We start from the raw sequence: 22,162 nt of genomic DNA on the forward strand, positions 1-22,162 counted from the left end.
GTTCACCGCCCGCGCAACGCTGCGCGGGCGGTGTCCGCGACGGGTGAAAGGAAAACAGCTCGAACGAAAGGGGATCCACAGTGCGGTGGATTGTCCGTTTATCGGCGACCCTCACGGCAATGCTCCTGTTACCAGTCCCATCCGCCGTCGCTGCCAGTCCGATCGACCTGACCAGCGGCTTCTACGTCAACCCGAACTCCGCTCCCGCAACCTGGGCGCGGAACAACTCCGGCGACTCCAGGGCGGCACGCATCCAGTCGTCCATCGGCGCCAAGCCGATCGCCCGCTGGTTCGGCAACGACAGCAACATCGGATCGACCGTCGCGAACTACACCGGCGCGGCGGACGGGCAGGACAAGCTCCCGGTGCTGGTCGCCTACAACATCCCCAACAGGGATGCCTGCGGTGGCCATTCGGGCGGTGGCGCGGGTAGCGCGGCCGCCTACCGGACCTGGGTCTCGAGCTTCGCGGCCGGGATCGGGACCAAACCGGCGGTGGTCATCATCGAACCGGACGCGCTCGCCGCCTACGACTGCCTCACGCAGGCGCAGCGGACCGAGATGGCGGGCCTGCTCAAGTACGCCACCGAGCAGTTCAAGGCCAAGGCCCCGAACACGTACGCGTACCTCGACGGCGGCAACGCCGGCTGGGTGTCGCCGTCCACCATCGCGTTCCGGCTGAACGAAGCCGGAGTGCAGAACGTGCGCGGGTTCTCGGTGAACGTGTCCAACTTCTACACCACGAGCCAGTCGACCAGTTATGCCAACTCGGTCATCGGCTACCTCGGCTACACGACGAGGTTCGTGGTGGACACGAGTCGCAACGGCAACGGGCACAACGGTTCGTGGTGCAACCCGCCCGGTCGCAGGCTCGGTGTGGCTCCCCAGGTGGGCGGCGGCGCCGAGATGTTGTTGTGGGTGAAGACACCTGGTGTGTCCGACGGTCCCTGTGGCATCGCGCCCAGCACACCCGCCGGCACGTTCAACCCCGATCTGGCCGTACGGCTGATCGACGGGGTCTGAGCACAGGGCCAGGGGCACGGGCGGAGTGGAACGACCGCGTGCCCCCGGCGGGACCGACTGTACCTGGAAAGCGCTTACCAAGGTTGACAACTTTCGGGAGACTTCGTCTACGGTAACGTGGAAAGCGCTTTCCAAGGAGACGATATGACAGTGCGCACACTCGGTGTGGTGATGAACGGCGTCACCGGGCGGATGGGGTACCGGCAGCACCTGGTCCGGTCGGTCCTCGCGATCCGCGAGCAGGGAGGGGTGGAGCTGCCGGACGGCACGCTCGTGCAGCTCGAGCCGCTTCTGGTGGGACGCAACGAGTACAAGATCGCCGAGATCGCGCGGCAACACGGACTCACCAGGTGGACGACGGACCTCGACGCCGCTCTCAGCGACGACGCGTATCCGCTGTACTTCGACGCCCAGCTCACCGCGGTGCGCGAGAAGTCCATCCTCAAGGCCATCGATGCGGGGCGGCACATCTACACCGAGAAGCCCGTCGCCGAGTCCGTCGAGGGCGCGCTGGACCTCGCCTGGCGGGCCACCACGGCGGGCGTGAAGAACGGCGTGGTGCACGACAAGCTCTACCTGCCCGGCCTGCTCAAGCTGAAGAGGCTGGTGGACAGCGGGTTCTTCGGCCGGATCCTGAGCGTGCGCGGCGAGTTCGGCTACTGGGTGTTCGAGGGCGACTGGCAGCAGGCGCAGCGGCCGAGCTGGAACTACCGCGCCGAGGACGGCGGCGGCATCACCGTGGACATGTTCTGCCACTGGAACTACGTGCTGGAGAACCTGTTCGGGACGGTGCGCGCGGTCACCGCGCGGACCGCCACGCACATCCCGACGCGGTGGGACGAGGCCGGCAACCCCTACGACGCCACCGCCGACGACGCCGCGTACGCGATCTTCGAGCTGGAGGACGGGGTGGTCGCCCAGCTCAACTCCTCCTGGTGCGTCCGAGTGCATCGCGACGAACTCGTCGAGTTCCAGGTGGACGGCACCCACGGCAGCGCGGTCGCCGGGTTGCACAAGTGCGTCGTGCAGCCCAGGGAGACCACGCCGCGGCCGGTCTGGAACCCGGACCTGCGCGAGACGCAGTCGTTCCGCGGGCAGTGGCAGGAGGTCCCGGACAACGCCGAGTTCGACAACGGCTTCAAGGCGCAGTGGGAGCAGTTCGTGCGGCACGTCGTCGCGGACACCCCGCACCCGTACGACTTCCTCGCGGGAGTGCGCGGCATCCGGCTGGCCGAGGCCGGTCTGGAGTCGTCCCGCACGGGCCGGCGCCTTGAACTGGAGGCGTTGTGAGCACCGAGATCGTCCTGCCTGGAGTCAGACACGTCCTGCGCGAGCCACCGGTCTGGCGCAAGCCCACCGCGCCGATCCTGTCGCGGGTGGCGTTCGCCGCGGCCCACGTCGTGGCGGATCCGTTGGGGGACAACCGGCCTGGCGCGCCCGCTGTCGTCGACTGGGACAGCACGCTCGCGTTCCGGCGCCACCTCTGGTCCTACGGCCTGGGCGTGGCCGAGGCGATGGACACCGCGCAGCGCGGCATGGGCCTCGACTGGGACACCACGCAGGAACTGATCCGCCGCAGCGGTGAGGAGGCACGTGCCGCGGGCGGCCGGATCGCCGCCGGTGCCGGAACCGACCACCTCGGCCCCGAAGTGTCCGATGTGGATGCTGTGCTGCGTGGGTACGAGGAGCAGCTCGAAGTCGTGCAGAACGCCGGGGCGCAGGTGATCGTCATGGCCAGCCGGCAGCTGGCCGCCGCCGCGACCGGACCAGCGGACTACCGCCGGGTGTACGGCAAACTGCTGCCGCAGGCCCAGAACCCGGTGATCCTGCACTGGCTCGGCCCGATGTTCGATCCGGCGCTGACCGGGTACTGGGGTTCGGCGGACGTCGAGGTGGCGACCGCCGCGTTCCTCGAACTGGTGCACGACCACGCCGATCGCGTCGACGGGGTCAAGGTGTCGCTGCTCGACGCGGACCACGAGAAGAGGCTGCGGGCGCAGCTGCCCGCCGGCGTCCGGCTCTACACCGGTGACGACTTCCACTACCCCGAGCTGATCAAGGGGTCGAGCGACGCGCTGCTCGGCATCTTCGCCGCGATCGCACCGGCGGCGTCTCGTGCTTTGCAGGCGTTGGACGAGAACGACCTGCACACCTACGACGAGGTGTTCGCGCCCACCGTCGCGTTGGCCCGGCACGTGTTCGGCGCGCCGACGTACTACTACAAGACGGGCATCGCGTTCCTGGCTTGGCTGGCCGGTCTGCAGCCCGGGTTCTCGATGGTCGGTGGTCTGCAGAGCGCACGCTCGGTGCCACACCTGGTGGAGACGTTCCTGCTGGCCGACGCGGCGGGACTGCTGCCGGACCCGGCGCTCGCGGTGCATCGGATGAACCTGCTGCTCGACCTGCACGGGGTCACGCGATGAACCGCCTGTCGCTCAACCAGAAGACCATCAACTCCAGCACCCTGCCGCAGGCGATCGACGCGTGCGTGAGGGCGGGCATCGGCTCCATCGGGGTGTGGCGGGAACCGTTGCAGGAGGTGGGCGTCCAGCGCGGCGCCGAGCTGATCGCGCAGGCCGGGCTGCGGGTGTCGTCGCTGTGCCGAGGAGGGTTCTTCACCGGCCAGGACCGCGCCGCCGTGCTCGACGACAACCGGCGCGCCATCGACGAGGCGGCCGAGTTGTCGGCCGGGTGCCTGGTGCTGGTGGTCGGCGGACTGCCCGCCGGGTCGCGCGACCTGATCGCGGCGCGGGCGACGGTGGCCGACGTGCTGGAGGAACTCGCGCCGTACGCGGCGGACCGGTCGGTGCGGCTCGCGCTGGAACCGATGCACCCGATCTACTGCGCGGACCGCGGCGTGGTCTCGACGCTCGGGCAGGCGCTGGACCTGGCGGAGTGGTTCGATCCCGAGGTGGTCGGCGTCGTGGTCGACACGTTCCACGTCTGGTGGGACCCGGACCTCGAACGCCAGATCGAACGCGCGGCCGGGCGCATCGCGTCGTTCCAGGTGTGCGACTGGATCACCCCGTTGCCCGCGGACACCCTGCTGGCGCGCGGTGTGATGGGCGACGGTCACATCGACTTCCCCTACATCGCCGGGCTGGTGGCGAAAGCCGGCTACACCGGCGACGTCGAGGTGGAGATCTTCAACGCGGACCTGTGGCGGCAGCCGGCCGACGTCGTGGTGCCGCTGATCGCGGAGCGGTTCGCCGAGACATGCGGGTACTGATCGCGCCGGACTCGTTCAAGGGCAGCATCGACGCGGCCGGCGCCGCCGAGGCCATCGCCTCCGGCTGGCGTGCCGTCCGGCCGCAGGACGAGGTCCGCTGCCTGCCACTGGCGGACGGGGGAGAGGGCACGCTCGCGGCGCTGGCTCCGGGTGCGTCCCTGATCCCCGCTCGGGTGTTCGACCCGGTCGGGCGAGAGCGCGACGCCCACTGGGCGTTGCTGCCGGACGGAACGGCTGTCGTCGAACTGGCGGAGGCATCCGGCCTGCCGCTGCTGGAGACGCCGGCCCCGCTGACCGCGAGCACGTTCGGCTTCGGTCAGCTGTTGAGGATCGCGGCCAGGCACCGCGGCACGCGCCGGATCATCGCGGCTCTGGGTGGCTCCGCCACCACGGACGGCGGCGCCGGTGCTCTCACGGCTCTCGGCGCCGCGTTCCTGGACTCTCAAGGGAAACCACTTCCTCCCGGTGGCGGCGCGCTGCACCTGCTCGCGGCAGCGGACCTGTCCGGGCTGGTGCCGTCCGGAGAGGTCGTGTGCCTGGTGGACATCGACACACCGTTGCTCGGACCGACCGGGGCGGCCAGGAGGTTCGCGCCGCAGAAGGGCGCGGACACCGCCGGCGTCACGGTGCTGGAGGCGGGACTCGCCCGGTACGCGGACGTGCTCGGCGGTGACCGCGACGCGCCCGGCGCCGGTGCCGCCGGGGGAACGGCGTTCGGGCTCGCCACCGCCTGGGGCGCGCGGCTCGTGCCGGGCGCGCGGTTCGTCGCGGACCTCGTCGGCCTGCCCGCCGCACTCGGCCGGGCCGATCTGCTGATCACCGGCGAAGGCCGGCTGGACGAGCAGAGCTGGTCGGGGAAGGTCGTCGGCCATGCCGCGGCCCAGGCCCGGCGGGTCGCGCTCGTGGTGGGTTCGTGCGCCACGACGGTGCCCGACGGGATGGCGTGCGTGTCGCTCGCCGAACTCGCCGGTGACGTGCGGTCGGCCGTGCGAGAACCCGCCCGCTGGCTCGCCGCGGCGGGCAGATCGCTCGCGGAAATCTGTCCGGTTTGACATCGCCGATACCGCCGATCGGCCGTAGACCGGCCTCCGGCCCCTGTGCCTGGATAGATGGGAGCGCTCTTACAACGTTGTAAAAACGAAGGGGATCTCGTCGATGAGGAAAGCCGCCCCCGTATTCGTCGCGCTGCTGCTGGCGTTGGGCATAGTGCAGGGCATGCCATCAGCGGGTGCCGCCGAGCCAGTGCACGGCCTTAAGGGCGAGTACTTCACCATGTCGGCGCCGGGCGCGAGAGACTTCGCGACCCTGGCCGGGACCGTGCTGGACGCCGAGGTGAACCACCGGGACCTGACATCGGTGTTCGGGTTCCTGGCCGGGCGCACCGAACACACGACGGCGCGCTGGACCGGCCGCATCACGGTGCCGCAGACCGGCGACTACACCTTCTACGCGATCGGTGACAACGGCTTCCGGCTGCACATCGACGGCAAACCGGTGATCGACCACTGGGTCGGCGACTGGGACCGCGAGCAGACCAGCGCGCCGGTCGCGCTGACCGCGGGGCGGCAGTACGACTTCCGGCTGGAGATGTTCCAGGACACCGGTGGCGCCAACATGTTCCTGCGCTGGTCGAACGGGTCGATCGGCAAGCAGATCGTGCCGGAGTCGGCGTTCACGCCACCGGCGGACTTCCAGGTCGTGCCGCGCACCGCGGTCGTGTCCGGGGACGGCCGGTCGCTGACGATGGAGTTCGGCGGCCGCGTGACGAACACCGCCGGCCTCAAGGACCACCTCCGGGTCGAGGTGGACTCGACGCCGATGCCGATCTCGGTCGTCACCGCGCGCCGCACCAGCCTGACGATCAGGCTGGCCGAGGAGGTGCTGAAGAGCCAGCGGGTTCGCCTGTTCTACGACGGCGCCGGTGACCTCGCGGTGGACGGGCGGAAGGTGGAGAAGACGGCCCGCACGGTCCAGAACTCCTCGACGCGGCGGTTGAAGACGCCGTGGGGCGAGAAGGTCGACCCGCGCAACCCGTTGCCGGAGTACCCGAGGCCGCAGCTCGAACGCGACAAGTGGCTCAACCTCAACGGTCCCTGGGAGTTCGCGGCCGCGAAGGCCGGCCAGCAGCCGGTGTTCGGGCAGCGGCTGCCGGAGCAGGTGATCGTGCCGTTCCCGATCGAGTCCCAGCTCTCCGGGCTGGAACGGCACGAGGACCACATGTTCTACCGCCGCACGGTGTCCGTGCCGCAGGACTGGAAGGTCGGGTCCGGGCAACGGTTGCGGCTCCACTTCGGCGCGGTCGACCACGAGGCCAGGGTGTGGGTGAACGGCAAGCTGGTCGCCGAGCACTCCGGTGGTTACACGGCGTTCAGCGCGGACATCACCGACGCACTGCGCAACGGCGGTGCGCAGGAGATCGTCGTCGCGGTCACCGACACGACCGGCCCGAACCAGCCGAAGGGCAAGCAGTCGCGCAACCCCAGCGGCATCTTCTACACGCCGTCGTCGGGCATCTGGCAGACCGTGTGGATGGAGCCGGTCCCGGACGCCGCGGTCGACGAGATCAAGATGACGCCGGACCTCGCCACCAGCACGCTGAAGCTGACCGTCGCGTCCAAGACCAGCGCCACCGTCACGGCGGTCGCGAAGGACGCCCAGGGCAAGCAGGTCGGCACCGTCACCGGGCCGGCGAACTCCGCGCTGGCGTTGCCGGTGCCGGACCCGCACCTGTGGACGCCGGACGACCCGTACCTCTACCAGCTCGAAGTCTCGCTGGGCCAGGACAGGATCAAGAGCTACTTCGGCATGCGGTCCATCGGCATGGCGAACGTCGGCGGGACGCCCAAGCTCACGCTCAACGGCCAGCCGATCTTCTCGTTGATGATGCTGGACCAGGGTTTCTTCCCGGACGGCCTGAACACCGCGCCGAGCGACGAGGCGCTCGAGTTCGACCTGAAGGCGCAGAAGGATCTCGGCTTCAACTCCGTCCGCAAGCACATCAAGGCCGAGCCCGCCCGCTGGTACTACCACGCGGACCGGCTGGGATTGCTGGTGTGGCAGGACTTCGTGTCCGTCGAGAACGGCAACAACAGCACGGCGCAGCAGGCGTTCCTCAGCGAGAGCCGCGAACTGATGAAGCAGCTGCACAACTCGCCGTCGATCTTCGCCTGGATCGTGTTCAACGAGGGCTGGGGCGAGTGGGACCGCGAGGTCACCGGCCAGATCACGACCGACGTGAAGGCCGCGGACCCGAGCCGGATCGTGAGCGCGCACAGCGGCGTGAACTGCTGCGACTCCAAGGGTGACTCGGGCAAGGGCGACGTCATCGACCACCACGACTACAACAACAACGATCCGGCACGTCCGGACGGCAAGCGTGTCGTGATGGACGGCGAGCACGGCGGCTTCACGCTGCGCACGCCGGGCCACCAGTGGCCGGGTGCGCCCACGAACATCTACAGCGGTGTGGCGGACAAGGCGGCGCTGACGGCGAAGTACGTCGACAACACCCGCACGTTCTACCTCGGCCAGGCGCGGGCTGAGCTGTCGGCGTCGGTCTACACGCAGGTCACCGACCTGGAGAACGAGCTCAACGGGCTGTGGACCTACGACCGCAAGCGCATCAAGGTCGATCCGGGTCCGGTGCGCGAGATCAACAGGCGGGTGATCGCGGCCGGTGCGGACGCGGGCAAGCCCTACCCGTACGCGGCGCGTGGTGCCTGGAAGCTGGACGAGGGCCGTGGAACGGTGGCCGAGGACTCCAGCGGCGGGGGTAACCCGCTGACGCTGAGCCCGACCGGTGTCGCGTGGAAGTCCGGGGCGCTGGAGTTCACCGGCGGTTCCGCGGAGACCTACGGGCCGGTGGTGGACACGACCGGCGACTACACCGTGTCGGCACGGGTGCGGCTGGACGAGTTGCCCGGCAACTACGCCACCGCGCTCAGCCAGGACGGCCGCCAGCAGGAGAATCCGTTCTACCTGCAGTACGGGCAGGGCGGGTTCGCGTTCAGCACGCCGGGCGGCAACCGGGCCAGGGCCTCGATCACGCCGGAGCTCGGCCGCTGGTACCAGCTGACCGGGGTGCGGGCCGGCAACGAGATCCGGCTCTACGTCGACGGGGTGCGGGTGGCGACGGCACCGGCCGGACCGGCGGCCGCCAGCACCGGCGCGTTCGCGGTGGGACGGGCCAAGTTCGGTGGTCAGAACACCGACTTCTGGCGCGGCGCGATCGACGACGTCAGCGCGGTCGGCCGCGCACTGTCCGACGGCGAGGTGGCCGCCCGCCTCTAACCCCCGTTTACTGGCGCACGCGGGGCGCTTACGTGCTGTCTGAGTGCACGAAAGCTCCCCGCGTGCGCTTCAACGAGTGCTCTTGATGTTGGGAGAACGCTCTCCGGACGTGGTACAACCGGTGCATGAGCAAGGGCGCGCCGACGCTGGAGGACGTCGCGAGGGTCGCTGGAGTGTCCCGCGCGACGGTCTCGCGGGTCGTCAACGGCACCCGCAACGTCGACCCGCAGCTGCAGGAGACGGTGCGCAACGCCATCGAGCAGACCGGGTACTCGCCCAACCGCGCGGCGCGCTCGCTCGTCACCCGCCGCACCGGCACCGTGGCGCTGGTGATCTCCGGCGCGGGCGGGGGATCGGACGTCTTCACCGACCCGTTCTTCGGCAGGGTCACGGCCGGTGTCGTCGACTTCCTGCGCCTGCACGGCGTGCACCCGGTGCTCATGCTGGCCGACTCCGACCAGGCCAGGTCCGAGGTGGTCGAGTTCCTGCGGCAGGGCAGCGCCGACGGTGCCCTGCTGGTGTCCACGCACTCCGCGGACCCGCTGCCCGCGCGGCTGCTGGCGGCCGGCGTCCCCGCGGTGCTCTACGCACGGCCCGGCACGCCGATTCCGCTGAGCTACGTCGACGTGGACCACCAGGCGGGCGGCCGGCTCGCCGCCGACCACCTGGTCGCGGCCGGACGGGCGAACATCGGCACGATCGCCGGTCCGCTGGACGTGCCGGCGAGCCAGGACCGCCTCGCCGGGTTCCGCGATGCCATGGCACGGCACGGTTTCCCGTACGTGCCGACCGCGGAGGGCGGCTTCACGGCGGAAAGCGGCGCGGCCGCGATGGAACGGCTGCTCGCCGAGTGCCCGGGGATCGACGCGGTGTTCGCCGCGAACGACCTGATGGCGCAGGCGGCGGTGTTCGTGTTGCAGGCACACGGGAAACGCGTTCCCGAGGACGTCGCCGTCGTCGGGTTCGACGACAGCGCGCCCGCGCTGGCCTGCCGCCCGCAGCTCACCACGGTGCGCCAACCGGTGGAGGACATGGCCGCCGCGATGGCGGATCTCCTGCTGGAAAGCCTGGAAAAACCGGGACAACGGCCGAGATCCATCATCTTCGAACCGGAACTCGTCGTCAGAGCCTCTGCCTGATTGACCTGCCCGATACCTGGAGTTAACGTTTCGGAGAGCGCTCTCACGGCGTCCGGACGCCACTCGCCCCGGGCTTTCCGGCCCCTTCGCGTCAGGCAGGATCATGGGCTTTTCCCTGTCCAGGGCAGCCGCGTTGACAGCAGCCGCCCTGTGTTTAGCGACCACGATCAGCACCTCCCAGGCCGGTGCTGCCGAGTGCGGTACCACGAACGTTGCTCTTAACCGCCCGGCAACCGCGTCCACGACGGAGAACGGTGGCACGCCTGCCTCCGCGGCCGTCGACGGCAACGCGGGCACGCGGTGGTCGTCGCAGTTCTCCGACCCGCAGTGGGTGCAGGTCGATCTCGGCTCCACCCAGCAGGTCTGCCGCGTGTCCCTGCACTGGGAGACCGCGTACGGCAAGGCGTTCCAGGTCCAGGTGACCGACAACGCGGCGGATTCCTCGTCGTGGCGCGACGTCTACTCGACCACCACGGGTGCCGGCGGCACCCAGAATCTCGACGTCACCGGTTCCGGCCGGTACGTGCGCGTGCTGGGCACCCAGCGCGGCACCGGCTGGGGCTATTCGTTGTGGGAACTGGGTGTCTACGCCGTGACCGACCCGACCGGTGTGCCGCCGACCGACCCGCGCAACCCCGACTTCGGGCCGAACGTGCACGTCTACGGGCCGGGGTCGTCGCAGGCCGAGATGCAGTCGCGGCTCGACTCGATCGCCGCGCAGATGAAGACCAACCAGTTCGGACCGCAGCGCCACGCCGTGCTGTTCAAGCCCGGCACGTACAACGCCGACGTGAACCTGCGCTTCTACACGCAGATCGCCGGGCTCGGACTGAATCCGGACGACGTGAACATCAACGGCCACATCCGGGTGGAGGCCGACTGGCTGCAGCAGGGCAACGACCCGAACAACCTCGGCAACGCGACGCAGAACTTCTGGCGCGGCGCGGAGAACCTTTCGGTGACGCTGCCCGCCAACCAGATCGAGCGCTGGGCGGTGTCGCAGGCCACGGCGTACCGGCGGATGCACCTGCGCGGCCAGGCGCACCTGTGGAACGGCCACGACGGCTGGGCCAGCGGCGGCCTGATCGTCGACAGCAAGATCGACGACGTCGTCGTCTCCGGTTCGCAGCAGCAGTTCCTGACCCGCAACAGCAACCTCGTCAACGGCTGGGCGGGCTCGGTGTGGAACATGGTGTTCGCCGGTACCCAGGGCGCGCCGGCCGACCACTTCCCGGACCCGTCGCACACCGTCGTGGACACCTCGCCGGTGACCCGCGAGAAGCCGTTCCTGTACTTCGACGGCTCCGGTGAGTACCGCGTCTTCCTTCCGGCCGTGCGCACGAACTCGCGTGGTACGAGCTGGGAGAACGGCAACCCCGGCACGTCGGTGTCCCTCGCGGACTTCTTCATCGTGAAGCCCGGCACGCCGGTCGCCACCATCAACGCCGCCCTGGCGCAGGGCAAGCACCTGCTGCTCACGCCGGGCATCCACCAGGTCGACGACACGATCCGCGTCACCCGGCCGAACACTGTCGTGCTCGGCCTCGGGCTCGCCACGCTGACGCCGACCACCGGCAAGGCGGCGTTGAGCACGTCCGATGTGGACGGTGTGCGGCTGGCCGGATTCCTGGTCGACGCTGGTGTGCAGAACTCGCCGGTGCTGCTGGAGATCGGTGACTCGAGCGCCGCGGATCACGCGGCGAACCCCACCTCGCTGCACGACGTCTACCTCCGGGTCGGCGGGTCGCAGGCGGGCAAGGCGACGGTCAGCATGCGGGTCAACAGCCGCAACACGATCATCGACCACACCTGGGTGTGGCGGGCGGACCACGGTGATGGTGTCGGCTGGACCGCGAACCCCGGCCAGAACGGCGTGATCGTCAACGGCGACAACGTGATCGCGTACGGGCTGTTCGTCGAGCACTACCAGCAGCACAACCTGGTCTGGAACGGCAACGGCGGCCGCGTCTACCTGTACCAGAACGAACTGCCGTACGACCCGCCGAACCAGGCCGCGTGGATGAACGGCTCCCAGCGGGGCTGGGCCGGCTACAAGGTCAGCGACTCGGTGACCACGCACGAAGCGTTCGGTGTCGGCGTCTACTGCTTCAACCAGGCCGACCCGAGCGTCGTCACCGACAACGCCTTCGAGGCGCCGAACCGGCCCGGTGTGCGGTTCCGGCACCTGGTCGCGGTGTCGCTCGGCGGGGTGGGCACGATCGCGAACGTCATCAACGGCACCGGTGGTGAGGCGAACCTGGCGAACCAGGTCCGCTACGTCGTGAACTACCCGTGATCGAGCCGCTTCTCGCGTGAAGACCGGACGGACGCCGCGACCTCCTCGGTCGCGGCGTCCGCGCGAAAACACCCCAGGGCACGCGCCGCCCTGGGGTGCATGAAAGCGGGAACCTCACCGCGGCAACCGGTAGTCCGGTCCGAGCGCGGCTCCCCGATCTGGCTTGTACTGGTCGTACCCGCGCGGGTCGCACTGGAGGCCGCCGTTGACGCAGTGGCGGACCAGCGCGGCCTGAGTGGGTGCGTCCCAGGCGTTCATGAAGTCGTAGTGCCAGCTGTAGCCGCGGCCGCTGGAGAGCCGGACCCGCGACATGTCACCCGACACCGGGAACGCCATCTTGAACTCGATCATCGGTACCGCGACCGGGTGACTCGCCGGGCACACCAGCGTAGCGCGATCGGGGTAGGCCATGTGGGACCGGTGATCCGCCGAGTCGAGATCACGGCCGTTCCAGCAACTCGGCGCCTGGTAGCGGATGTTGAGCTGGCTGCCGGGCACGCACCAGGCCGGGATGTCCCAGTTGTGGGTGCTGTCGCCGCACTCCCAGCCCTCGATCGCGCCCGGCGCGGTGCGGAACTCGTCCTGCGACGCGGCCGGACTGCCCACCACGAACCGGATTCCCGGCGGGAACGGCACGACGTCCTGGTACTTCAGGATGCCGGACTTGTAGTAGATCACCTGGGGGAAGTTCGGCGGCACGACCTGGTCGCCGTTGTAGATCGACGGGAACCAGTACGCGGACTTGTCGTCCGGCGTCCTGCAGTTGGTCTGACCTGCCTTCAGCGAGTCGTTGGTGCTGTGGGCGTTGGTGGAGTCGTTGCCGAGGAACGTGTGGAGGTGCGACGCGCCCGGCAGTCCCGGCAAGACGATCGGGTCGTCCGGGAGGTGGGTGGTGACGGAGCAGTTCGCCTGGAACTCGTGGTGCGTCACCAGATCATCGGCCAGGGCCGACTGACCGGCGACCGTGCCGAAGATCGGTACAACGGCCGTGACGAGGGCGGCCGCGACCGCCAGTGCGCTGAGTTTTCTGGACATCCTTGTCCTCCTGCCGACGTGGGGACCGGCTTGGAGAGCGCTCTCCGAACCAGGCTCCCGCTCCCGTGCACGAGGTGTCAAGAGGGTGCCGTTGACAGCGCTGACGCTTGTTCGCCACAATCGCCGCAGGGTTGTGAGAGCGCTCTCCACGTCTCACCCCTACTTCGGCAGGAGGCGCGATGGTTCGCGTCCGCTCCCTCTGCACGGTCCTCGCCGTGCTCGCAGGACTTGCAGTCGTACCGGGACCGGCCAGTGCGGCGCCCGCTCTGCTGTCCCAAGGCAAGCCCGCTGTGGCGTCGTCGGCCGAGGGCGAGGGCACGCCCGCTTCGGCCGCGGTCGACGGCAACGGCGACACCCGCTGGTCCAGCGCGTGGAGCGATCCCCAGTGGCTGCGCGTCGACCTCGGCGCGACCTCGGCGCTCAGCCGGGTCGAGCTCGACTGGGAGGCCGCCCACGCCACGGCGTTCGAGATCCAGGTGTCCGCTGACGGCGACGCGTGGCAGCCCGTCCGTTCGGTCACCGGAGCGACCGGCGGCAAGCAGGTGTACGACGTGAGCGGCAGCGGCCGGTACGTCCGCGTGCACGCGACCCAACGTGCGAACGGCTACGGCATCTCGTTGTGGGAGTTCCGGGTCTACGGCGAGTCAGGCTCCGGTGTGCACGTGACCGGTGCGCAGGGCAACTGGCAGCTCACGGTGGACGGTCAGCCGTGGACCGTGAAGGGCCTGACCTGGGGCCCGCCCGCCGCCGACGCCGCGCGGTACATGCCGGAGCTGAAGTCCATGGGCGTCAACACCTTGCGCACCTGGGGCACGGACGCCACGACCCGGCCGCTGCTCGACGCGGCGGCCGCGAACGGGCTGCGCGTCATCAACGGCTTCTGGCTGCAGCCCGGTGGAGGTCCCGGTTCCGGCGGGTGCGTCAACTACGTCACCGACGCCCAGTACAAGGCGGACGTGCTGAACGCGATCCGGCAGTGGGTCACCGAGTACAAGGACCACGCCGGCGTGCTGATGTGGAACGTCGGCAACGAGTCGATCCTCGGCCTGCAGAACTGCTACTCCGGCGCCGAGCTGGAGAACCAGCGCGTCGCGTACGCCAAGTACCTCAACGAGGCGGCGCGGGCGATCCACGCCATCGACACCGGCCACCCGGTGACGAACACGGACGCGTGGACCGGCGCGTGGGTGTACCTCAAGGCCCACACACCCGATCTCGACCTGTACGCCGTCAACTCCTACGGCAGCGTCTGCAAGGTGCGGCAGGACTGGCTCGACGGCGGTTACACCAAGCCGTACATCCTCACCGAGGCGGGACCGGCCGGTGAGTGGGAGGTTCCCAACGACGCCAACGGTGTGCCGTCGGAGCCGACCGACGTGCAGAAGCGCGACGGCTACACCCAGGCGTGGAACTGCATCACCGGGCACACCGGTGTCTCGTTCGGCGGCACGTTGTTCCACTACGGCACCGAGTACGACTTCGGCGCGGTGTGGTTCAACCTGACGCCCGCCGGCAAGAAGCGGCTGTCGTTCTACTCGGTGCAACGGGCCTTCGGCGGCGCGACCCCGTCCAACACCCCGCCGGTGATCTCGGCGATGACTGTGCCCGCGACGGTCGCGGCGGGTGCTCCGCTGCCGATCGACGTCGCGGTGTCCGACCCGGACGGTGACGCGATCAGCTGGTCGGCCGCGGTCAACAGCAAGTACCTCGACAACAGCGGCGGCCTCGCGGGAACCCCCGTCCAGGTCAACGGCAACCGCCTCACCGTCACCGCGCCGGACCGACTCGGCGTGTGGAAGGTCTACGTCATGGCCGAGGACGGCCGCGGCAACATCGGCATCGAGACGAGGTCGGTCCGCGTCGTGGCGCCCCGTCCGGACGGCACGAACGTGGCTCTCGACAGGCCCGCCACGGCCTCGTCCTACCAGCAGGTCGGCGACGGAGCGCCGTTCCCGCCCGGCAACGCCGTCGACGGCAACAACGGCTCGCGCTGGGCCAGCGACTGGGCCGATCCGCAGTGGATCAGCGTCGATCTCGGCGCGGTGACGGCGTTCCAGCACGTGCAGCTGGTGTGGGAGGGCGCGTTCGGCCGTGCCTACGAGATCCAGGTGTCCGATGACGGTGGTAACTGGCGATCGGTCTACGGCACGACCACCGGCAGCGGCGGTGTCGACTCGATCGACGTGAACGCGAGCGGCCGATACGTCCGGGTGCACGCCACGCAGCGCGGCACCGGCTGGGGCTACTCGTTGTACGAGTTCGGTGTCTATCGCCGTTGACCGAGCCCGTCCTCCAGCGGCGCTGATGGAGCAGGAGTAGCTTCCTGCTCCATGCCGGATGATCTTCCGTCCCGCCCGATGCCCGGCGGCTTCGTCCTCGACCGCACCAAGGTCGTGGTCGCGGTCGCGGCCGGCCTGGTCGCCGGGCTCGTCGTCGCGCTGACGGGCCACACCGAGTTCGCCCCGCTGGCCGGCTGGGACATCGCCACGCTCGTGTACCTCGTGCGGGCGTGGATGGTCATCTGGCCGATGGACGCGGAGGAGACCGCCCAGCACGCCGTCCGCAACGACCCCACCCGCCGCGTCGCCGAGGTGCTGCTGATCGTCGCGGCGCTCGCGAGCCTCGTGTCCGTCGGCTTCGTGCTCGCGCGCGCCGCGCACACCACCGGTGCGTCGGAACTCCTGCGCGTCGGGCTGGGCGTGCTGTCGGTCGTGCTGTCGTGGACGGTCGTGCACACGATCTTCACGTTGCGCTACGCCCGGCTGTACTACTACGGCGCGGACGGTGGCATCGAGTTCAACCAGTCCGAACCGCCGGACTACGGAGACTTCGCGTACGTCGCCTTCAGCATCGGCATGACCTTCCAGGTGTCCGACACCAGCCTGTCCGGCAGGGAGATGCGACGCACTGTCTTGAAGCACTCGTTGCTGTCGTACCTGTTCGGAACCGGTGTGTTGGCCACCACTATCAACTTGGTGGCGAGCATAAGTAGCCAGTAGCGTGACGTTTCGGGCCACATAGTTCTTGGGGGGACTACATGAGGCACCAATTTCGTTACGTCGCACTCCTCGACGGGCGCAAGAACCCGTTCGTGGTGCTGAGAATCCGTGACTCCGTCGAAGAGATCCACGTGCCGGACCGCGGCTGGGAAAGCGCGGATCCACGCTGGCGCGACTGGTTCATGAACGTCCCGATCGAGGCCGGGCACGCGCTTGGGTTGCTCTCGTCGCTGGCTCCCACCGAGCTGCGGGAGGACATGGACCCGTATCCGCACGCCCTCAGCCGTGATGCGGCTGAAGGCTTTGGCACACAATCGTTCTACTACGCCGTCGAGACTGCGGAGCACCCGCTCGACGACCCGTTGACCTTGGTGAAGCTGCACTACCCGAGCAAGTCCGAGTGGTGGTTCACGCCGGATCTCGTGTGGGCCAAGGCGCCGGTGGCCGGTAGGCGGGTCCGGGTCAGCCGCGAGGACCTCGACCGGCTGGAGGAGGTCCTGGTCCGCCGCGCGTTCGGGGGTGCGGAGGTTCAGCACTACGCCGTCGTCAACCCGTTCTACCCCGACGCGGAGCACCCGGCATCGATCGTGCGAGTGGGGCGGGATGGAGAGCAACGCTACGTGCAGGACGACGACTGGGTCTCCACCAGCGTCGTTCCCTATGTGAGGCACAGGCATCGCCACGGCACGCTGATTCCGCTGACCGATCAGGCCGAGATCGACCGCCTCGTCGCACGGTGGCGGCCGCACCCGGACAGCTCACGAGTGCGGTACTTCGCGTGGTTGACCGCCGACGAACAGCCGTTGGCGGTGATGCGCGCGTGGGACGTGGATGGCGGCGTCGAGGAAGAGTCCTATGTGGATGGCCTGTGGGGTGGCCGCGAGAGGTGCGTCTTCGACGACGAGCAGAGACGCGTCGAGATCGACCAGGAGACCGCCGAACGCCTGGGTGACGTTCTGGATCAGCACGATGACGGGCCCGCGCCCGAGGACGGGCGGTACAACTACTTCGCGATCGTCGAGCGTCAGAGCGACGACGTGTCGACCGCGGGCCGCCTGGTCCGGACGTGGGGAGGCCACGACGGCATCGGGTACGAGGACCTGTTCACCCCCCGGATCGGCCGGTGGCGCTGGTGCATGGTCGTGTACGAGACCAGGACCGGCCGTGACGACGACTACGCGATCCCGATCTCCGACGAGGTCGCGGAAGAACTGCGGCAGATCCTCCTGGCCGGCTTCGCCGCCCGCTCGGCCGGGCGGAAACCCGAGGTGCCTCGCTCGCTCGGGAAGTGGATGGGATTCGGGAAGGTGACGCTCCGGCAGATCGAGGGCGCGGTGCTGGACTCGCTGCGGCAGACCGGTGATCCGCTGGCCGACGCCGCGATCGCCGAGGTGTACGAGCTCGGTGCGGTGGACCGGGTCAACGAGGTGCTGGCCGGGTTCGTGCGCAACGGCGACGAGGTGCCGCAGGACCTGCCGCCGTTGGTGCGCCGGTACTTCGCCGAGTCGGCCGGCCTGCCGGAGTGGGCGGATCGCGCGGTGCTCGCGCGCGGGCAGGAGCTGTGGGACCGGTTGGGGCCGCACCTGGCAACGTTGCTGTGCTGCTACCTGCTGCCGGTTCGCTACGGCTCGGCGTGGGCGTTGCGCCACACACGCCAGGGCATGGAGTCCACCCGGCTGCTCGAGGACGTGCTGGCGGACGGGGGTCTGCTCGATCCAGGCGGCCGCGGCCTGCGGACGGTGCAGAAGATCAGGCTGCTGCACGCGGCGGCGCGCCAGTACGTGGACCCGGAGTTGCTCCGTGCGAACCAGGAGGATCTGGCCGCGACGGTGGGCACGCTGACCGTCTGCCTGCCGCAGGGTCTGCGGAGGTCCTGGGTGCTGTCACCGGACAGCGATTTCGGCGACCTCTTCCACATCTGGTCCGTGGTGGGACACCTGATGGGCGTCGACCCGAGGTTGTTGCCGGGGAACTACGACGACGCGGTCAACCTGATGGACACGATCTGGCGACGCGGCCGGGCGAGAACCACGATTGGCTGGGACCTGATGGCTGCCCTGGAGCAGCGTTTCCGCGCCGCGCTGCCGGGTGAGCTGGGCGAGATGTTCTCCGACCTGGTCAGGTTCTACTGCGACGACGGCCTGGCGAACCTGCTCCGGGTCGACCCGTTCGACATGACCACCTCGCTCGGCTTCGTCGAGCCGGTCACCGCGGCGGCCGGACTCCCCGCCGGTTCGATCGTCGACGACCGCGTGTGGCGGCGCACGCGGTCGACCCTCGTGGGGGAGGCGTTGCTCAGAGCCGACCGGGAGGACCTGGCTCTGCCGCCCGGCTGAGGAAGTCCTCCAGCACCGCGTTGAACCCGGGAGCTTCCGGCACGAGGTGGTCCCGTCCCTTGCAGACGGCCCGCTGCGCACCGGTCTCCCGGGCGATCGTGTCGCAGATGACCTCGTAAGCCTCGCCGTGGCCGCCGGAGATCACCAGGATCGGGAAGGCCGCGGCGCGCAACGCGGACAGCGGCGGCTCGGCCTCGTCCGGCGGGCGGGCGCCGAGCAGCTGCCGGATGCCCTTGAGCAGCGTCTCGTGGGGTTCGTCGGGGACCTCGACCGGAACTCCGGCGACCACGAAGAAGCGCCGCAACGTCTCCACCGGGTCGGCGGCGAGCTCGATCAACGACCGCACCGACGCCGCGTACTCGTCGACGGCTGCGACGCCGCGGGCCACCCCGGAGGCCGGCGGCTCGATGATGGTCAGTGACAGCACGTTCTCCGGCCTCGCCGCGGCTGCGTACATGGAGACGATGCCGCCGTAGGACAGTCCGACGACGTGGCTCGGTTCGTCGAGAAGTTGGTCGGCGACGAGCGCGGCCTCCGGCTCGAAGTCCTGCCGCGCGGGCGGCGACTGGCCGTGGCCCGGCCGGTCGGGTGCGAGCAGCGTCCACCGCTCGGTGAGCGGCCGCTGGGCCCGCCAGGCCTCCCGGCCGCCGAGCACGGCGCCGTGCACCAGCACCACGCGCGGTCCCTGGCCCCATCGGTGAACGTGCAGTCGCATGATCAGAGGGTATGGCGGATCATGCTGCTGGGCCGCATGCGGTTCCGTTTGCAAGTTCGGCATTGGTGAGCGTGTGGTCGCGTGATCAGCGGGTGTGGCGGATCGTGCCGTCGGGCCGCTTGCGGTTTCGTTTGCGGGTTCGACGTCGGTGAATGTGTGGTCGCGTGATCAGCGGGTGTGGCGGATCGTGCCGTCGGGCCGCTTGCGGTTTCGTTTGCGAGTTCGGCATCGGTGAAGGTGCGGTCGCGTGATCAGAGGGTATGGCGGATCGTGCCGCCGGGCCGCCTGCGATTCCGTTTGCGAGTTCGGCATCGGTGAACGCGTGGTCGCATGATCAGCGGGCACTGCGGATCATGCCGCCGGGCCGCCCGCGATTCCATTCGCGATCCCGAGCTCGACCAGGTCCTGCGGCCGCAACCGCAGCTGATCGGCCGTCGCCTGCGCACTGGACGGCTCGCGCTTCAGGATCGCCGCCGCCAGCTCGGGCGAGATCACCGCGAAGTAGCTGTCCGGCGTCACCCACATCCGCCCCGGTGCCGCGAAGGCCAGCGCCCCACCGGACCCGCCCTCGCCGATCAGCAGTGTCGTCACCGGCACACGCGCGGCCGCGATCGCCGTGAACAGGTCCGCGATCGCCGCGCCGACCCCCGCTTGCTCGGCGGCCGGATCGTTGGCCGCGCCCGGTGTGTCCACCAGCGTGAGCACCGGGATGCCGAGCCGGTCTGCCAGCCGGACCAGCCGCGCGGCGGTGCGGAACCCGGCCGGGCGGGTGGCCGTGCCGCATTGTGCCGCGTAGGCGATCGTCACGCCGTCGCGCTGCCCGAACCCGCACAGCACGCCGGGATCGACGCCGCCGCAGCGATCTCCGTTGATCGGTTCGTGCCAGTCGAACCAGGCCTCGAGGTAGGCCGGGGCGCGCGGCCTTTGGGGCGCACGTGCGCGTTGTACCGCGTCCCACCCGGTCTCCGGCAACGTCGGCGAGCCCAACGCCGGCGGCGCGGCCACGTCCGTCGCGGGGGTGGTGAGCAGCCGCAGCCACCGTTCCAGCCGGGCGCGCAGCTCCTCGTGCGACACGAGCTGGTCGACCAGGCCGGCCTCGAACTGCTGGGTGACCGAGTACCCCGGTGGGCGCACCCGCGACCCGGCGAACCCGACCTGGGCGCCGTGCAGACCCAGCACGACGTCGGCGCCCGCCCCGAGCGTGGCCCAGCCGCCGCCGGTGGTGGGATCGCGCAGGACAGAGATGTGCGGCAGTCCGGCCTCGCGGGTGAGCACGAGTTGGAGCGCGATCCGTTGCAGCTGGGTCAGTGCGGGCGTGCCCTCCTGCATGCGGCTGCCGCCGGTCGCGACCAGTGACACGACCGGCAGGGCGTGGTCTCGTGCGTGCGTGAAGGCCTGCTGGATCCTGGTGCCGGTGCGGGTGCCCAGTGAGCCGCCGAGGAAGCCGAACTCGAACGACACCACCATGGTCGTGACGCCGCCGATGTCGGCGATGCCGCAGACGACGGACTCGTGCTCGCCGGTGCGTTCGGTGGCGCGGGCCAGGGCCTCGGCGTAGCCCGGCCACCCGATCGGCCCGTCGGGTCCGGGCAGAGGGCCACCCGTCCACTCGAGCTCCCCGTCCACTTCGGACGGAGCAGGCAGCTCGGTGAACGCCGACGCCACCAGGCCGATCATCCCGCGCGCCGGGTCACTCCCGGAGCGCACGCTTCATCACCTTGCCCATGTCGTTGCGCGGCAACGACTCGACGAACCGCACCAGGCGAGGGCGCTTGTGCGGGGTGAGCAGGCGGGCGACGTGGTCGACCAGCTCGGACGCGGCGGGCGCCGCACCCGCGGGCACGACCCAGGCGATGATCCGCTCGCCGAGGTCGTCGTCGGGCTCGCCGGTCACCGCCACCTCCGCCACCGCCGGGTGCTCCAGCAGGGCGTTCTCGATCTCCCCGGCGCCGATCTTGTAGCCGCCGCTCTTGATGATGTCCGTGGCCTTGCGCCCGACGATCCGGTAGTAGCCGTCACCGTCGCGCGTGCCCACGTCGCCGGTGCGGAACCAGCCGTCCGCGAACGCCTCCGCGGTGGCGTCCGGGCGGTTGAGGTACTCGGTGAACAGGTTCGGCCCGCGCACCTGGATCTCGCCCACCGCACCGGTTTCGTGCAGTTCCGCGCCGCTGTCGTCGACGAGCCGGACCTCGACACCGGCTAGGGGCACGCCGACGGCGCCGGGTTTGCGGTCACCATCCGCGCGAACGCTGGTGTTCATCAGGGTCTCGGTCATGCCGTACCGCTCCACGACCCGTTGCCCGGTGGCGGCGGCGATGCGTTCGTGGTCGCGCACGGGCAACGCCGCCGAACCCGACACCAGCAGCCGCGCCCAGCTCAGCGCGTTCGCGAGCCTGGGCGTGGAGCCGACCTCCTCGGCGATGCGGTGGTACATCGTCGGCACACCGAAGAGCATCGTGCCGTCGCCGGCGAGCGCCTGTGCGACCAGTTCGGTGGAGAACTTGCCGAGGTGGTGCAGCGTGCCGCCGCGGCGCAACGGACCCAGCACGCCGAGGATCAGCCCGTGCACGTGGAACAGCGGCAACGCGTGCACCAGCACGTCCTTGCCGGTCCACCCCCACGCGTCCGCCACCGCGTCCAATGTGGACACGATCGCGCGGCGTGGCAGCACCACGCCCTTGGGTGACCCGGTGGTGCCCGAGGTGTAGACGATCAACGCCGGCGCCTCGGGCCCCGGTTCCGGTGGCAGCTCGGCGGATCCGGTGTCGAGCGTGACGTCCTTGCGGGGCACCGCATGCAGGCCTTCGGGGAGACGTTCGCCGGGAGCCGCGAGGATGGCGGCAGGTGCGCTGTCCGCCACGATGTGGGCGAGCTCGCGTTCGCCGACCTTCGGGTTGAGCGGCACGGCGGGCACCCCGGCGAGCAGAGCGGCGACGACCGCCACGCACGTCTCGATGGTCGGCGTCGCCCAGACCGCCACCCTCGGCAGCCCGGCGAGTTGCTGCGCCAGGGCTCCCGCGCACGAGGCCAGCTTGGCGTGAGTGAGGGTGCGGTCACCGAAGCGGAGTGCGACGCGATCCGACTGCGACTTGGGGAACATG

General features: G+C 69.9%; 15 protein-coding genes. 11 read left to right on the top strand and 4 right to left on the bottom strand.

All coding sequences use genetic code 11. The features are described 5' to 3' along the window. Positions 1-119 precede the first annotated feature (119 nt). The 8 genes from ACIA8G_RS12055 (at position 120) to ACIA8G_RS12090 (ending at position 11,976) form a co-directional block, all read left to right on the top strand. Positions 120-1,022 carry a glycoside hydrolase family 6 protein gene (locus ACIA8G_RS12055; RefSeq protein WP_396418397.1) on the top strand — a complete coding sequence of 301 codons (903 nt, stop codon included), beginning with the start codon at positions 120-122 and terminating at the stop codon, positions 1,020-1,022. 144 nt (positions 1,023-1,166) lie between these two features. Next, positions 1,167-2,312 (top strand): Gfo/Idh/MocA family protein, encoded by a 1,146-nt coding sequence (locus ACIA8G_RS12060; protein ID WP_396418398.1) that lies wholly within the window; start codon positions 1,167-1,169, stop codon positions 2,310-2,312. Beyond that, the gene (locus ACIA8G_RS12065) at positions 2,309-3,445 is read left to right on the top strand and encodes a dihydrodipicolinate synthase family protein (protein WP_396418399.1); all 1,137 of its coding nucleotides are present in this window, start codon (positions 2,309-2,311) and stop codon (positions 3,443-3,445) included. The genes ACIA8G_RS12060 and ACIA8G_RS12065 overlap by 4 nt, the downstream gene beginning before the upstream one ends. Beyond that, positions 3,442-4,251, top strand: a complete 810-nt coding sequence (locus tag ACIA8G_RS12070; protein ID WP_396418400.1) for a sugar phosphate isomerase/epimerase family protein — start codon at positions 3,442-3,444, stop codon at positions 4,249-4,251. The genes ACIA8G_RS12065 and ACIA8G_RS12070 overlap by 4 nt, the downstream gene beginning before the upstream one ends. Next, entirely contained in the window at positions 4,239-5,303 is a 1,065-nt protein-coding gene (locus ACIA8G_RS12075; protein ID WP_396418401.1) for a glycerate kinase, read from the top strand. The genes ACIA8G_RS12070 and ACIA8G_RS12075 overlap by 13 nt, the downstream gene beginning before the upstream one ends. A 103-nt stretch (positions 5,304-5,406) precedes the next feature. After that, the gene (locus ACIA8G_RS12080) at positions 5,407-8,541 is read left to right on the top strand and encodes a LamG-like jellyroll fold domain-containing protein (protein ID WP_396418402.1); all 3,135 of its coding nucleotides are present in this window, start codon (positions 5,407-5,409) and stop codon (positions 8,539-8,541) included. 125 nt (positions 8,542-8,666) lie between these two features. Beyond that, positions 8,667-9,680: a LacI family DNA-binding transcriptional regulator gene (locus ACIA8G_RS12085; protein WP_396418403.1), complete on the top strand. Its 1,014-nt coding sequence runs from the start codon at positions 8,667-8,669 to the stop codon at positions 9,678-9,680. Between the two features lie 103 nt (positions 9,681-9,783). Further along, a complete protein-coding gene (locus tag ACIA8G_RS12090; protein WP_396418404.1) occupies positions 9,784-11,976 on the top strand; it encodes a discoidin domain-containing protein in 2,193 nt (730 codons plus the stop codon). A gap of 114 nt (positions 11,977-12,090) precedes the next feature. On the opposite strand, the gene ACIA8G_RS12095 is transcribed toward ACIA8G_RS12090, so the two are convergent. Then, positions 12,091-13,011 carry a DUF1996 domain-containing protein gene (locus ACIA8G_RS12095; RefSeq protein ID WP_396418405.1) on the bottom strand — a complete coding sequence of 307 codons (921 nt, stop codon included), beginning with the start codon at positions 13,009-13,011 and terminating at the stop codon, positions 12,091-12,093. 179 nt (positions 13,012-13,190) lie between these two features. Here ACIA8G_RS12095 and ACIA8G_RS12100 point away from each other — a divergent pair, with 179 nt between their 5' ends. The 3 genes from ACIA8G_RS12100 to ACIA8G_RS12110 are packed head-to-tail and all read left to right on the top strand — an operon-like array spanning position 13,191 to position 18,346. Beyond that, entirely contained in the window at positions 13,191-15,290 is a 2,100-nt protein-coding gene (locus ACIA8G_RS12100) for a discoidin domain-containing protein (RefSeq protein ID WP_396418406.1), read from the top strand. 51 nt (positions 15,291-15,341) lie between these two features. After that, positions 15,342-16,010, top strand: a complete 669-nt coding sequence (locus ACIA8G_RS12105; protein ID WP_396418407.1) for a DUF1345 domain-containing protein — start codon at positions 15,342-15,344, stop codon at positions 16,008-16,010. Positions 16,011-16,048: 38 nt separating this feature from the next. Continuing rightward, a complete protein-coding gene (locus ACIA8G_RS12110) occupies positions 16,049-18,346 on the top strand; it encodes an oxygenase MpaB family protein (RefSeq protein ID WP_396418408.1) in 2,298 nt (765 codons plus the stop codon). Here the strand turns inward: ACIA8G_RS12110 and ACIA8G_RS12115 are convergent. The 3 genes from ACIA8G_RS12115 to ACIA8G_RS12125 form a co-directional block, all read right to left on the bottom strand. Further along, positions 18,306-19,061 (bottom strand): alpha/beta fold hydrolase, encoded by a 756-nt coding sequence (locus ACIA8G_RS12115; RefSeq protein WP_396418409.1) that lies wholly within the window; start codon positions 19,059-19,061, stop codon positions 18,306-18,308. The genes ACIA8G_RS12110 and ACIA8G_RS12115 overlap by 41 nt on opposite strands. Positions 19,062-19,412: 351 nt before the next feature. Next, a complete protein-coding gene (locus ACIA8G_RS12120) occupies positions 19,413-20,738 on the bottom strand; it encodes a carboxyl transferase domain-containing protein (protein WP_396418697.1) in 1,326 nt (441 codons plus the stop codon). 13 nt (positions 20,739-20,751) lie between these two features. Next, the gene (locus tag ACIA8G_RS12125; RefSeq protein ID WP_396418410.1) at positions 20,752-22,161 is read right to left on the bottom strand and encodes an acyl-CoA synthetase; all 1,410 of its coding nucleotides are present in this window, start codon (positions 22,159-22,161) and stop codon (positions 20,752-20,754) included. Position 22,162 lies beyond the last annotated feature (1 nt).

The organism is Lentzea sp. NPDC051213, assembly GCF_044455585.1.
GTDB lineage: Bacteria > Actinomycetota > Actinomycetes > Mycobacteriales > Pseudonocardiaceae > Lentzea.